At 43.7% G+C, this 13,280-nt stretch carries 11 protein-coding genes and 1 tRNA gene; 8 read left to right on the forward strand and 4 right to left on the reverse strand.

Annotation, left to right across the window (positions count from 1 at the left end; translation table 11 throughout):
- Positions 1–17 precede the first annotated feature (17 nt).
- From LU361_RS18090 to LU361_RS18100, 3 genes are all read right to left on the reverse strand, one after another.
- Positions 18–698, reverse strand: coding sequence for a Bax inhibitor-1/YccA family protein (locus LU361_RS18090; protein WP_233090509.1), 681 nt, complete (start codon positions 696–698; stop codon positions 18–20).
- Between the two features lie 606 nt (positions 699–1,304).
- Positions 1,305–1,392: transfer RNA gene (locus tag LU361_RS18095), tRNA-Ser, on the reverse strand.
- Positions 1,393–1,688: 296 nt separating this feature from the next.
- Positions 1,689–4,466, reverse strand: coding sequence for an Rne/Rng family ribonuclease (locus LU361_RS18100; RefSeq protein WP_233090511.1), 2,778 nt, complete (start codon positions 4,464–4,466; stop codon positions 1,689–1,691).
- A gap of 1,444 nt (positions 4,467–5,910) precedes the next feature.
- Between LU361_RS18100 and LU361_RS18105 the strand changes: the two genes are divergently transcribed.
- From LU361_RS18105 to LU361_RS18115, 3 genes are all read left to right on the forward strand, one after another.
- Positions 5,911–6,924 carry an RluA family pseudouridine synthase gene (locus LU361_RS18105; protein WP_233090513.1) on the forward strand — a complete coding sequence of 338 codons (1,014 nt, stop codon included), beginning with the start codon at positions 5,911–5,913 and terminating at the stop codon, positions 6,922–6,924.
- A 39-nt stretch (positions 6,925–6,963) separates the two neighbouring features.
- Entirely contained in the window at positions 6,964–7,596 is a 633-nt protein-coding gene (locus LU361_RS18110) for an HAD-IIIA family hydrolase (protein WP_233090515.1), read from the forward strand.
- A gap of 153 nt (positions 7,597–7,749) precedes the next feature.
- Entirely contained in the window at positions 7,750–8,718 is a 969-nt protein-coding gene (locus LU361_RS18115; protein ID WP_233090517.1) for a S49 family peptidase, read from the forward strand.
- A 79-nt stretch (positions 8,719–8,797) separates the two neighbouring features.
- Here LU361_RS18115 and LU361_RS18120 read toward each other — a convergent pair whose 3' ends face one another.
- Positions 8,798–9,412, reverse strand: coding sequence for a Maf family protein (locus LU361_RS18120; protein ID WP_233090519.1), 615 nt, complete (start codon positions 9,410–9,412; stop codon positions 8,798–8,800).
- Between the two features lie 106 nt (positions 9,413–9,518).
- Here LU361_RS18120 and LU361_RS18125 point away from each other — a divergent pair, with 106 nt between their 5' ends.
- The 5 genes from LU361_RS18125 to fabG all read left to right on the forward strand — a co-directional run bounded on the left by LU361_RS18125 (position 9,519) and on the right by fabG (position 13,109).
- A complete protein-coding gene (locus LU361_RS18125; RefSeq protein ID WP_233090521.1) occupies positions 9,519–10,052 on the forward strand; it encodes a YceD family protein in 534 nt (177 codons plus the stop codon).
- Between the two features lie 87 nt (positions 10,053–10,139).
- Complete coding sequence (gene rpmF, locus LU361_RS18130) at positions 10,140–10,322, forward strand: 50S ribosomal protein L32 (protein ID WP_233090522.1); 183 nt, start codon at positions 10,140–10,142, stop codon at positions 10,320–10,322.
- Positions 10,273–11,331, forward strand: coding sequence for a phosphate acyltransferase PlsX (gene plsX / locus LU361_RS18135; RefSeq protein WP_286206517.1), 1,059 nt, complete (start codon positions 10,273–10,275; stop codon positions 11,329–11,331). Before rpmF ends, plsX begins: the two co-directional genes overlap by 50 nt.
- Positions 11,332–11,402: 71 nt before the next feature.
- Positions 11,403–12,344 carry an ACP S-malonyltransferase gene (gene fabD / locus LU361_RS18140; protein ID WP_233090526.1) on the forward strand — a complete coding sequence of 314 codons (942 nt, stop codon included), beginning with the start codon at positions 11,403–11,405 and terminating at the stop codon, positions 12,342–12,344.
- 21 nt (positions 12,345–12,365) lie between these two features.
- Positions 12,366–13,109, forward strand: coding sequence for a 3-oxoacyl-ACP reductase FabG (gene fabG, locus LU361_RS18145; protein ID WP_233090528.1), 744 nt, complete (start codon positions 12,366–12,368; stop codon positions 13,107–13,109).
- Positions 13,110–13,280 lie beyond the last annotated feature (171 nt).

Raw genomic sequence — 13,280 nt, forward strand, 5'->3', positions numbered from 1 at the left:
ATGTTCTGACGCTAGAATTAGTCGTCGTTCATTGCACCTAAAAGGTGAAGCAATGCAGTGAACAAGTTGTAAATATTTAGGTATAGAGAAACGGTCGCCATGATGTAGTTGGTCTCACCGCCGTGAATAATGCGGCTTGTGTCATACAAGATGAAACCAGACATAAGCAATACAATCATGCCGCTAATAGCCAGGCTGAACATGGAAATATCAGCGCCGAACAAGCTGGCTACGAAAGCACCCAGTGAGCCGACAATGGCTACGATTAGGCCGATCATTAAGAAGCCACCCATAAAGCTGAAATCTTTACGAGTTGTTAGCACGTAGGCAGAAAGGCCAAAGAAAACAATGGCAGTACCGCCGAGTGCTTGGGTAATGATTGCACCACCGTTAGCGAGATTTAAGTACGCGTTAAGGGTTGGGCCAAGACCTAAGCCCAGAAGACCGGTAAACGCGAAGACAACCCAGATACCAGCGGCTGAATTAGCGGTTCTTGGAAGTACAAACCATACAAGTGCGATTGCTCCCAAAGAAGAAATAAGTCCAACGCCACGGCCTAGGCCTAGCGCCATTGAAATTCCCGCTGTAATTGCACTGAAAATAAGAGTCATGGCCAGTAGCGAATAGGTATTACGCAATACCTTGCTGACCTGTTCCGATTGTGCAACAGCGGATTGAGCTGCTGATATCTCTCGCATTAGGATTCTCCGGTTTAATTCCAAGTAGTATTGTTGGTTAATAATACGGGCGGTCTGACTAAATTCAAGAGTCTAGGACCGTTAAAGTACTTTTTATTATGGTTAATCAAGGATTTTTACCAAAATAATTCCAGATTGTCGATTATCTTTAAAAATCCATTTAATTCAAAAGGTTACTAAATTTGGTTAACCAATTTAATAATCAGAATTATGATGTTACTTGCCTCTTTTAGCAAATCTTAGACCGCTCATTAAAGACACAATTGTTTTCGTGGTCTCAGTTGTTTGCCGGTTCAACTAATCCTAAATAATCAGTTAAGTTAACTAATTTATTAGCTACGGTAACCGATCTTACGATCTTTAATAGTCCTTTAGATTGTAGTAACACGCTTAAAGTTTAATTTTGAATCAAAGAAATCTTTTCAGCTTGCCGACCAAGTGTCAGGTTTATTCCTGTTGATGCAGGTTTCGCTGTGCTGATCTTAAATGAACGAGTGTATTTTTCAGAGGAGAAACAGAAAAGGACTTTAGGAAAACTTAAGAGCTACAAGAATTGCTGATCAAAAGATAGAAACTTGAATGGATGAAGCTAGACAAGAAAATAAATGGCGGTGGGGCAGGGATTCGAACCCTGGGAGCTATTACACTCAACGGTTTTCAAGACCGCCGCTTTCGACCACTCAGCCACCCCACCGGATGAGCGTGATTATACATAGGAGAGTTTCCAGCGCAATACCGTAAGCCCTTATTTTTTAAAGAAATTGTAATCTTGTAAATTATTTAATCAGCTTGATCTTTTCGCAGCAGGATTGAGCGAAATGTAGTCGTCAAAATTTGTGCGATTTTGTAGGTGATTGAAAAAGAAAGAGTTTTGTAAGGTTGGTTACAGACGGTTATTGGAATGGAGAGGAGAGAAGTATGAGGATTCAAAAAAGCCCCAAGGGTGTGTTTTACCCTCGGGGCTTTAATTGGGAATCAAGTTTTAGAGGCTTACGCTTCTATTCTTTGATTTCTAGGGTCATTCGCTGGTCGCTTCAGTGCCCGAGGGTTGCTGGCGATGTTTGCCGGCTGAGCGGTATCCAATGGTGCCGACAGTTGAACCTCATGAGAGCGAGATTCTATAGAGATAGATCCAACCGGTTTTGGATTTACTCTAGGGTCATTGGTAGCTCTTGAGTAGGTGGTTACTTCTTCAGTTGCTGCATTCGTTTCTTCGTCAGTAGAAACAACAGCGTCTTTGGCTTCTTCATTGGCATCAGTATCAGCGGCTTGCGAAGTTTCCGGTGAGTTATTTTCAGCCACTGCCTGAGGTTCTGATTCAACCGGAGCGTCAACTGACTTAGGCTCTTCTGTTGCTACTGACTCCTCAGCCGGCGTCTCTACCGCTTTGGTTGCAGCTTCATTCGTTTCAACTTCAGTCTGAGAAACCTCTGTCTCAACTTTCTGATCATTAGCGGGTTGCGTGACTTCTGGTTGGCTTGCAGCCACAGGTGGTTTCTCGGAGGTCTCGCTTGCAGCTGGTGATTCTGGCGCTTTCGGCGCAGCTTGTTCGCTTGTTCGCGTTTCAGCTTTTGCTTCTACTGCTTGCTGTTTGTTTTCTGTGCTATGAGAAGCAAACTCGGTTTGTTGCTTTTCAATGGCATTGGCCACTTGATTATCAAGATTGCTGTCGCCAGCTACTTGTGATTCTGTCTCAACAGCCTTAGGAGCGTTGCTATCGTTGTTGACTAAGTCTTCACGACGACCTCTTCTGCGAGGTTGAGGCCGAGGCTTTTTGTTAGTAGGGCGCTTATTTGGACGATTATCCGACTTGTTTTGATTGTCGTTAGCATCAGATGTTTGTTTATCTGTGCGGTTATCGTTACGTTGTTGACGACCTGATCTGGACTGATTGTTGTCCTCATGGCGCGCCGACTTCTTATTGTTAGGGCGACGTGAATTACCGCCATCGCGCTGATTGTCGGAACCGTTGTTTCTGTTTTCATCTCTAGAGCGAGGCTTTCTCTTAGAGCGAGAATACTCGTTGCGCTTTCCGCCTTTGCTGTCTTTAGATCGCTTGTGCTTGGATGGCTTTTCTTCTTCCGGAGTTAACCATTGCTTCAGCGCTTTTAAGATCTTGCTGATAAGGCTTGGGCCTTTTGGCGGTGGCGGTGCTGGCTGTGTCGCAGGTACGCGTTCAACGGCGGGCTTTTGTGGTTCTGATGCAGCTTCTTTAACCGCAGATTTTTGCTCTGTGGAAGATTCTTCAGGCTGTGCGACGGTAATTTTGTAGCTGGTTTCTAACGTGCCTTCGTCGTTCTCACGCAGGCGTTGAACCTCAAAATGAGGGGTTGAAAGCTCTTCGTTAGGAACGATAACGACACGGGTGTTGTGACGCTTTTCTATGTCTGAAATAGATGTACGCTTTTCGTTCAGCAAGTAAGTGCCGACTGTAACCGGTGTGATTGCGCGAATCTCTGCACTGTGGTCTTTCTGAGCTTCTTCTTCAATTAAGCGTAAAATGGACAGCGCCATTGGTTTGGTGCTCAGGATGGTGCCTTGGCCGCTACATCTTGGGCATACCTTGGACGTTGTTTCGCCGAGCGACGGACGCAGTCTCTGACGAGACATTTCTAACAGGCCAAATCTGGAGATGCGAGAGGTTTGGACTCTTGCTCGGTCCATAGAAAGCGCATCGCGAAGCTTATTTTCCACTTCCCGCTGGTTTTTGTTGGATTGCATATCGATAAAGTCGATAACTTGCAGTCCACCAATGTCTCTCAGTCGCAACTGACGAGCGATCTCATCCGCCGCTTCTAAGTTGGTTTGGAGTGCGGTTTCTTCAATGTCGCCACCTTTGGTCGCTCGCGCGGAGTTGATATCGATGGACACCAACGCTTCGGTTACGTCGATAACAATAGAGCCACCGGAGGGTAGTTTAACTTCGCGTTGGAAAGCAGTTTGAATTTGGCTTTCGATTTGGAAGCGACTGAATAATGCGGTTTTATCGGTATAGAGTTTAACCTTATTCCGATAATTGGGCATTATGTGATCGATGAAGTTACAGGCTTGATCGTAAGCGTCTTGGTTATCAATGATAACTTCTTTGATGTCATGACGAAGGTAGTCGCGAATTGCTCGGATAACAACGTTACTTTCTTGAAATAAGAAGCGGGGAGACGGCTGTTCGTTAAATTCGTCTTTGATTGAATGCCACAATCGGGTTAAGCGATCGAGATCCCATTGAAGTTCTTCTGAGCTTCGGCCAACACCTGCGGTGCGAACGATAATGCCCATGCCTTGAGGAACAGTGGTGCCGCTGAGAGCTTCTTTTAGTTCGGAACGATCATCGCCATCAATACGGCGAGAGATACCACCAGCGCGCGGATTGTTTGGCATAAGTACCAAGTATCGACCAGCCAAGCTAACGAAGGTGGTTAGGGCGGCGCCTTTATTACCACGCTCTTCTTTGTCGACTTGGACAATAACTTCCATGCCTTCTTTGACGACATCTTTGATGCGCAAGCGGCCTTCAATTTCTTTGGGTTGCTTAAGGAAGTATTCGCGAGAAATTTCTTTTAAGGGAAGGAAACCGTGTCTTTCAGAACCGTAGTCAACAAAAGCAGCTTCTAGACTCGGCTCAATGCGAGTAATTTTGCCTTTATAGATGTTGGCCTTTTTTTGTTCTCTGGTACGGTTTTCAATATCGAGGTCATACAGCCATTGGCCATCGACCAGCGCAACACGCAGCTCTTCCGGCTGGGTTGCATTAATTAACATTCTTTTCATGTAATACCTAGCTAATCAGGAGGCTAGGCGCGATCTAACATGGGGTTTTAGTGCTAAAAAAGTGCAAATATTGGGGGTGTAAGAGTTTAAAACGTTACTAATTTTTTATGGTTAGACTGATTTTGAAATTTATACCAATGCTATTTAAATAGTCGATAAACCGTTGTGTATTCGCTTAAAAGCGTTTGTTTATCGGGCAAGTAACTCAGTTTGTGATGTTATTGTTGAATACTTTCTTTTATTTAATAGTTTTTAGCGTTTTTCTGATCATTTTTTGTTGGGCAATGTTTGTTTTGCCGGCAAACAATAGTTTGTTATGAGCTCGTATCAGTTAATTAATGGTCAGTTTTGAAAAGCTAGATTCCAGTATTTTATCTAGCCAAATACGAATTCAGGTTTACTGACGGTTAATTGTATTAATTATTTCACGATTGCTTTCTGTGCTATCAAGGCATCTGTTGTATGAATCACATCAATGAGTGTGATTTCTTAAAGCAAATTGCTCAGTCTATTGTTAAGCACTTATTTTGTTTGAACTTTGTACAGAATAAGTGGTAATTAATGATCATTGTTAGATTATTGATGTCATTCATCGGCATTTAAAAAGTTTGCCGCTATCTATCTTCACAGAGTTATTTCGCTGATTATTTGTCAGGAAATTATCGTTGTGCTCGTTGTATTTAATTACTATCTAATAAATGACTTAGCACCAATAAATCTTTCAACGCTTTCGGAAACTATTAGCCTCAGTTATGTTAAAATTCAGGCTAAAGATCCAAACATAATCACATAATTTTTAAGTAGGTTACTTGCATACAATGCTAACCAGTGTAAATTTTGGCTGTAAAGCTCTTACAAACCCCCAATTTTAGATATTTCCTAGCAATTTGTTCTATCACGCCGCCAGTGTGCCCGCGTTGCTTAATAAGTTGATGTAAGCAAAATGAGCTGTTAACAGTTAATCGTCAGCTTGGTAGCTCACGAAATCTAAAAATCTTATAAAACTAGTAACTTCGTTAGCGTATTAGCTTTTGGCTAAATATCATTGGCTAACGGAGGAAGTAGGTGGTTTCACCACACTAGATACTAGTTAATCGGTAATTAATGTCAGGGCAAACCCTCAAGTTAATCAACCTACAGTTAATTGTAGTATGAAGATTCAATTTTAGGATTTGACTTATAGCTTATTTATACTTTTTCCTGCTAAAAGTATGCCCTAAAGGTCAATTTATCAGTGAAAATTAAAATAATCAACTAAAGCGGTCAAATTAACTGGAACCTTTGTTCATGTATTGGCCGCAAAATTTTCGACTTTGGCGATTTGCGGTCTTCACATACCATGACCAATATAAGTGATAGATGAACTTTAGATTTTAGATTCGTAAATTGTTTACGAGATTCGAGTTGAGACGATAAAGGTTGGATTTAACCTAGCTAAAAAGATATGAATTTAAACCCCGGACCTATAAAAAATACTCTCCAAGTCAATTGGTGTGAAATATCAGAAGCTCACGAAGGCCAAAGAGTTGATAACTTTCTAATAAACCAATTAAAAGGTGTTCCTAAATCCAGAATTTATCGAATTCTTCGCAAGGGCGAGGTGCGCGTTAATAAATCGCGAGTTAAGCCGGAATACAAATTGTGCATTGGTGATGTGGTAAGAATCCCTCCGATTCGAACAGCAGAGCGAAAACCTACGCAGACGGTCAGTCAGTCTCTCCATAATTATTTGTCGAACGCGGTGTTGTATGAAGATAAGGGTTTGATGGTTTTAAATAAACCAGCTGGCCTTGCCGTTCATGGCGGAGACGGCGTGAACTTAGGCCTGATTGAAGCTCTACGCCAAGTTCGAACGGATTGCCCGTTCCTGGAATTGGTGCATAGGCTCGACAAAGATACTTCTGGTTGTCTTATGGTGGCAAAAAAACGCCCAGTGCTCAGGTTTTTGCAGTCTAAGCTAAAAGAGCGCGATACATTCTCCAAACATTACATGGCTTTGACCGTTGGCGCTTGGAAATCGAGTGTGTCCCAAGTTGATGCGCCGTTGGCTAAAACTGACTCTGCTGGCGGTGGGCAAATTGTCAGAGTGATTGATTCGGGAAAACCATCACTGACTCGCATCGGTGTGTTGGAGCGTTTTAAAGTTAATGGACTTGGCCAATTTACCCTTATCGAAGCGCAGCCGGTTACCGGGCGAACCCATCAAATTCGCGTGCATGCTCAATATCTTAACCACCCATTGGTTGGCGATGATAAATACGGTGTTGACCAAGTTAATAAAGATTTGAAAGAGTTTGGTCTCAAGAGAATGTTTTTACACGCATTTAAGATAACGCTGCCTGTTTATAGGGCTGCTGATTCTGAGGTTCAACAGGACAAATGCGAAACCATTACCGTTGAGGCTCCTTTGGCTGATGATCTGTCGACGGTGTTGAGTCGCTTAGATTCGGTTAATTGACCCTGAAAATACTCAATATTGTAAGAGGCAAGTAAGAAAGTGCTGTATATATTCGATTGGGATGGAACCGTCAGTAATTCGCTCAATAAGATTGTTTTATGTGTTCAAAAAGCCGCTGATTCATTGGGTGTAGAAGCCAGAACCGTCGATGAAATCAAATCAATCATTGGCTTGTCGCTTCCGAAGGCCATCGATACGTTGTACCCCTCACTGGCAAGCATTGAGCAAGAATCCCTAGCTCAGCTGTATTCTAAGGCATTTGTTCACGACAGTACCCCAACGCCACTTTATTCTGGGGTTGAAAGAACCTTGTCAGAATTGAAAGAGCGTGGCCATACCTTGGCGGTGGCCACCGGTAAAACCCGTAAAGGATTAAATCGGGTGTTTACTGAATCTCAAGTTTCGCAACACTTTTCGTCCAGCCGATGCGCGGATGAAACGGCTTCAAAGCCCAATCCGTTGATGCTGTTTGAATTAATGGAAGAGTTGGGCTTTCGAGCAGAAGAATCGGTCATGATTGGTGATACCACATTCGATCTGGAAATGGCAAAAAACGCGGGTATGAAGCGTATCGGGGTTAATTTTGGTTCTCATTCTGAATCTGAGCTGTCGCGGTTTCAGCCTGAGCTTATTTTGGAGTCATTTGATGGTTTGCTCGATTGGGAGTTTTAATGATGGCTTATTGCAAGACTCTTAAAGCAACCTTTTGAGCGCTTATATTGTCTTATTGCAAAATTGATCATCGTAAGGCTATGAAAACTTGGCCAAAATTCCCAGTTCGTGATCACAATCTAGTCGAAAATCATCAACTATTTAGGAGCAGTCGTGGCAGAGCACCCGTCCAATAATCTCGGCTCAAAAGAGTGGCAAGTAATCGAAAAAATGATAATGGAGACCCACAAGGAGCAAAAAAGGGCTCGGCGGTGGGGTATCTTTTTTAAAGTTCTCATTTTTGTTTATATTTTCGCAGTTCTGATTCTTTTACGGGCTGGTGGCCAATTTAACGGCGCGATGGATTCTCAAAAAGAACACGTTGGTTTGGTGGATATAAAAGGTGTTATAGCCTCAGATTCGGATGCCAACGCTAACGCCATTGTTACTGGGTTACGTAAGGCTTTTGAAGCGAAAAATTCAAAAGCAGTTATTCTCGCCATTAATAGCCCCGGCGGTAGCCCAGTTCAATCGGGTTATGTCAATGACGAGATCTATCGTTTGAAAGAGAAATACCCCGACAAAAAAGTGTATGCCGTGATTTCCGATCTTGGTGCTTCGGGTGCTTACTACATTGCTGCTGCCGCCGATGAAATCTATGCAGATAAAGCCAGTTTGGTCGGCTCCATTGGGGTTGTGGCCTCTGGTTTTGGATTTGTCGACTTGTTAGACAAGCTCGGCGTTGAGCGACGTCAATACACTTCAGGTGATCACAAAGCATTTTTGGATCCGTTTTCACCTCAAAACCCTGACGAAGTTGATTTCTGGGAAGGTGTTCTTACGGATACCCATGAGCAATTTATCGATGTTGTGAAAAAGGGCAGACAAGATCGATTGGATATCGAAAATCCGGATCTCTTTACCGGTCTTATTTGGAACGGTGAACAGGCGTTGGAACTTGGTTTAGTCGATGGCTTGGGAAGTGCTGGCAAGGTTGCGCGCGATGTGATCGGAATTGAAGAAATTGTCGATTACGGTGTTAGACCTGATCCGTTCACTCAAATCATTGAGCAATTTGGTGTTTCGGTTGGCAAGGGAATCTCAACGATGCTGACCACTGAGGCAGATTTGTCACTCAGATAATCCAGTAGTCTGTGTTCTCAATACCCTAAAAAGCCAGCAATAGCTGGCTTTTTCTATGTCGGTTTATAGAGCAATGGCGCTAAGACAGGGGTTCCACGCCAAACTTTCTGAGCAGCTTTGTTAATTTTATCAGCGGTAGTCCGACCAAGCTGTTGGGATCGGATGTTTCGACGCTCTCGAACAGTGTTACCCCTAATCCTTCTGACTTAAAACTGCCTGCGCAATTGTAGGGCTCTTCGATTTTTAGGTAGTTTGTGATTTGTGATTCGGTAAGTTCTAAAAAATTGACCCGAGTTATTTCGCATTCGCTCAAGTGCTCGCCACTTTGCGCATTGATTAAGGTTAAACCTGTGTGAAACGCTGCTTGTTTGCCGCTGGACTTTTTAAGTTGTCGAACGGCATTGTCAAAATTACCGGGCTTGTGGAGAACTTCGCCGTCGATATGCGCGACTTGATCAGAGCCAATAACTAGGTAGATGCAGTCATTTTGTTCTGATGAACTGTTTGTTAGGTGTTTTACTACGGCTTCCGCTTTTTCGCGACTTAATCGCATAGCTCTGGCATCTGGGGTTTCGCCAGGAATTTCGGTTTCTTCTATGTCGCTAGGTTGTTGAATGAACGGAGTGTTTAGCTTGGTCAGTATTTCTGCGCGATAGGGTGAGGTTGAGGCTAAAACTAACTTAAAATTTTGCATGTAAAACGGTAACTGTTTGAAAGTAGATGAAAATTAGGGATATTTTTCAAAGATTATGGCAAATTGTTTTGACACTGGTGGGCAGTATACATAGAATTGCGCGCCTATGACTCAGCACACCTCAAGATCCTCAGTTCCTCGGTTTATTGATGCACGAAAATTTGCACAACAGCAGGGGAAAATTCAAGGTCAACTCGATCTTTCGTCTCTTCCAAGAATATTGGAAGTGGCTCAGGAGAAAGCGGGTGTGGTGGAAGTCGATTTAGATTTTAAGATTGATGATCACGGACATTCTGTTGTAACCGGAACGATAGACACTAACTTCTCTGTTGTCTGTCAACGATGCCTTGGACCTTTGCCGGTTTCAGTATCATCCGATGTCAATGTCGCAGTTACTCGTGATCAAGCTGATGCCAAATTACTGCCTAGATCGTTAGATCCTTGGATAGTAGAGGGTGAAAGCGGAGATTTGCACGAGCTGATAGAAGAAGAGATTCTTCTAGAGTTGCCAATGGCACCATTTCATGACTATGAATGTGTTCCTGATGCAATGTTCAGTTCTGGTGAAGAGAAACAAGAGACCAAAACAACGAATCCATTTAGCGTTCTTGAACAACTCAAGGGCTCGCCGAAGCAATAACGTGTTATTAGTTGATCACATAAGATCGACTAATATTATTCGAGGCGCCCCTGCTCAAGACCGATGTATTTTTTAGGAGCTTAATCAATGGCAGTTCAGAAAAGTAAGAAAACTCGTTCACGTCGTGGTATGCGTCGCTCTCATGACGCTTTGAGTGGCCCAACCTTATCTATCGATTCAACCACTGGTGAAAAACACCTTCGTCATCACGTAAGTGCAGATGGTTTCTACCGCGGCAATAAAGTTATCAATACCGACGCTGACGAATAATTATCGTTTGTCGAAACAGATAACGATCGCTGTAGACGCGATGGGCGGAGACCACGGTCTTCGCTCCACTGTTCCTGCCTCCATCAAGTTCGCCGAGAACAACCCTAAAGTTAACGTCAAACTGTTTGCTGTTAAAGACGCCTCTCTTAGTATCCCTTCATTATCTAACTTAGAAATTCGATATTGCGAATCATCTGTGGCTATGGATGAGAGTATTTCTGTTGCTTTGCGGCGTAAAATGTCATCTTCAATGGCGCAGGCGTTGGTAGAGGTGGAAAACCGCCAAGCAGATATCTGTGTGAGTGCTGGCAATACGGCGGCCTTATTGGCGTTTGGCTACCATATTTTGGGGGCATACTCTGGCTTGAAGCGTCCGGCGATATGTAAACCAATCCCTACGTTAATCGGTCATAGCTACATGTTGGATTTGGGTGCCAACGTAAATGTTGAGCCCAGTGTATTGCACGATTTTGCTAAGTTAGGCAGCGGGTTAAGCCGCTTAGTAGACGGCAATTCAAATCCTAAGGTGGCTTTGCTGAATATTGGAACAGAAAGCAAAAAGGGTAATGAAGTTATTCAGCAGGCTCATGCGTTACTGAAAAATGACAAAACACTGAATTATTCAGGCTTTATCGAAGGGGATTCTATTTACAGCGGCCATGTCGATGTCATCGTGTGTGACGGATTTGTGGGCAATGTTGCATTAAAGGTAAGTGAGGGAGTGGCTAGAATGGCCTTATCTCAGCTCAAAGAGTCCTTTAAATCTAGTCTTTATGGACGTGCTCTTGGCCAATTTGCCCGGCCTTTGTTGCGAAAATGGCGAACACAATTCGATCCCGCTCGCTATAATGGCGCCTGCTTTCTCGGCTTGAATGGATCCGTGATAAAAAGTCACGGTTCGGCTGATAGTTTGGCTTTTCAATACGCATTGGAAATGGCCCATGACTTCGCCAGTAAAAAAACAACCGAGCTTTTGCGTGATGAAATGGCAGAATTCATCACCAGTTGACGAAACCCAATAACGGTTATCGCTAGAGCTATAGAATACTAATTTCAAACATACAAAGAGCTTCTATCTATATGTCCACTCAGAATCTGGCATTTATTTTCCCAGGTCAAGGTGCGCAAAGCCAAGGAATGTTGGCTGAACTTGCCGCAGAACACTCAATTGTTGAACAAACATTTGCCGAGGCATCCGATGTCTTGGGTTACGATTTATGGGCATTGTCGCAAAACGACGAAGATGGCCAAATCAATATGACTGAAATTACTCAGCCTTTATTGCTTACCGCGAGTACGGCAATATGGCGAGTTTGGCAGTCGCTTTCTGATATCCGTCCTAACTTTGTGGCTGGTCACAGTTTGGGTGAGTGGTCGGCTCTCGTGGCCGCTGGTGTGGTTGAGTTTAAAGACGCCGTTGCTTTGGTTCGCAACCGTGGTAAGTACATGCAAGAAGCCGTTCCTGCCGGAGTCGGCTCGATGGCGGCACTTATCGGATTGAGCGACCAAGACGTTAACGACGCCTGTGTTGAAGCTGCTGGCGACCAAGTGGTTGCGGCAGTTAACTACAATGCGCCTGGTCAAGTCGTTATTGCCGGACACAAAGAAGCTGTGGATCGCGCTGCTGTTGCAGCCAAGGCTAAAGGTGCGAAAAAAGTAATGCCTTTAGCGGTGAGTGCGCCTTTCCATACGATTTTGATGAAGCCTGCATCACAAAGACTGCAAGAAGATCTTCAATCTGTCGAATTTAAAGCGCCTGAGATTAATATTATTCATAATGTCTCTGCCGCTGGTGAGCCAGACCCTGAAAAAATTAAGAATATTATGATCCAGCAAATCTACCTTCCTGTTCGTTGGGTAGAGTGCGTACAAGCTTTAGCTGCAAATTCTATTGAAATGGCTGTAGAGTGTGGGCCGGGTAAAGTGCTGTCGGGCATGAATAAGCGTATCGATAAGTCGATTAAGTCTTATCAAACCGATGCTCCCGATACAATTGCCGCTACTGTTCAAAGCTTTGCTTAAGAATCAACTACTGGAAACTTTATGGCTCTTGAAGACAAAATCGCATTAGTCACTGGTGCATCACGTGGAATTGGTGCTGCTATTGCGAATAAACTAGGCGCATCTGGTGCTACGGTTATCGGTACAGCAACCAGTGAAAAGGGCGCTCAGGCAATTACTGACTACTTGAATGCTGCTGGCATTAAAGGTCAGGGGTTGGTTTTAAACGTAACTGACGCCGATTCGGTAAAGAACTGTTTAGATACGATTTCTAAAGATTACGGCGCTGTTACTATTTTGGTTAACAACGCTGGAATCACTCAAGATAACTTGTTAATGCGTATGAGCGACGATCAGTGGCTTGACGTAATCAATACAAATCTTAATTCCGTGTTTCGACTTTCAAAAAGCGTTTTACGCCCAATGATGAAAGCGAGATGGGGAAGAATTGTCAACATTGCCTCTGTTGTGGGGTCAATGGGTAATGCAGGTCAATCTAACTACGCCGCTACTAAAGCCGGTGTTGCTGGATTTTCCCGTTCACTTGCCAAAGAAGTTGGCTCTCGCGGTATTACTGTGAACACAGTGGCGCCTGGATTTATCGACACTGATATGACCAAGGTGTTAACCGACGAGCAAAAAGCACCTATGTTAGCTGCTATCCCGCTTGACCGACTAGGTCAGCCAGAAGAGATTGCCTCTGTGGTAGATTTTTTGGTCAGCGATGGCGCAGCGTACGTAACAGGTGAAACGATTCACGTGAATGGTGGAATGTACATGGCCTAGGCTTATATAAGCCAAGCCTGTTAGAAAAAATTTTACTCTTTCATTCACAAATTTATTGTTATCAATGTAAAATGCGGCTTCGTGTTAGGCCGTGACAAAATAACAAGTCGTAACCGTGGAAATCGGAAGACGGCACAACCGAATTTATACCGACTAGGAGTTAAATAACCT

Source organism: Sessilibacter corallicola (genome assembly GCF_021290925.1).
GTDB classification, from domain to species: domain Bacteria; phylum Pseudomonadota; class Gammaproteobacteria; order Pseudomonadales; family Cellvibrionaceae; genus Sessilibacter; species Sessilibacter corallicola.

Bases quoted from the DNA above. Each gene is read 5' to 3' on its own strand.
- LU361_RS18090 (WP_233090509.1), bottom strand. From the start codon at position 698: ATGCGAGAGATATCAGCAGCTCAATCCGCTGTTGCACAATCGGAACAG.
- LU361_RS18100 (WP_233090511.1), bottom strand. From the start codon at position 4,466: ATGAAAAGAATGTTAATTAATGCAACCCAGCCGGAAGAGCTGCGTGTT.
- LU361_RS18105 (WP_233090513.1), top strand. From the start codon at position 5,911: ATGAATTTAAACCCCGGACCTATAAAAAATACTCTCCAAGTCAATTGG.
- LU361_RS18120 (WP_233090519.1), bottom strand. From the start codon at position 9,412: ATGCAAAATTTTAAGTTAGTTTTAGCCTCAACCTCACCCTATCGCGCA.
- LU361_RS18125 (WP_233090521.1), top strand. From the start codon at position 9,519: ATGACTCAGCACACCTCAAGATCCTCAGTTCCTCGGTTTATTGATGCA.
- rpmF (WP_233090522.1), top strand. From the start codon at position 10,140: ATGGCAGTTCAGAAAAGTAAGAAAACTCGTTCACGTCGTGGTATGCGT.
- plsX (WP_286206517.1), top strand. From the start codon at position 10,273: ATGGTTTCTACCGCGGCAATAAAGTTATCAATACCGACGCTGACGAAT.
- fabD (WP_233090526.1), top strand. From the start codon at position 11,403: ATGTCCACTCAGAATCTGGCATTTATTTTCCCAGGTCAAGGTGCGCAA.
- fabG (WP_233090528.1), top strand. From the start codon at position 12,366: ATGGCTCTTGAAGACAAAATCGCATTAGTCACTGGTGCATCACGTGGA.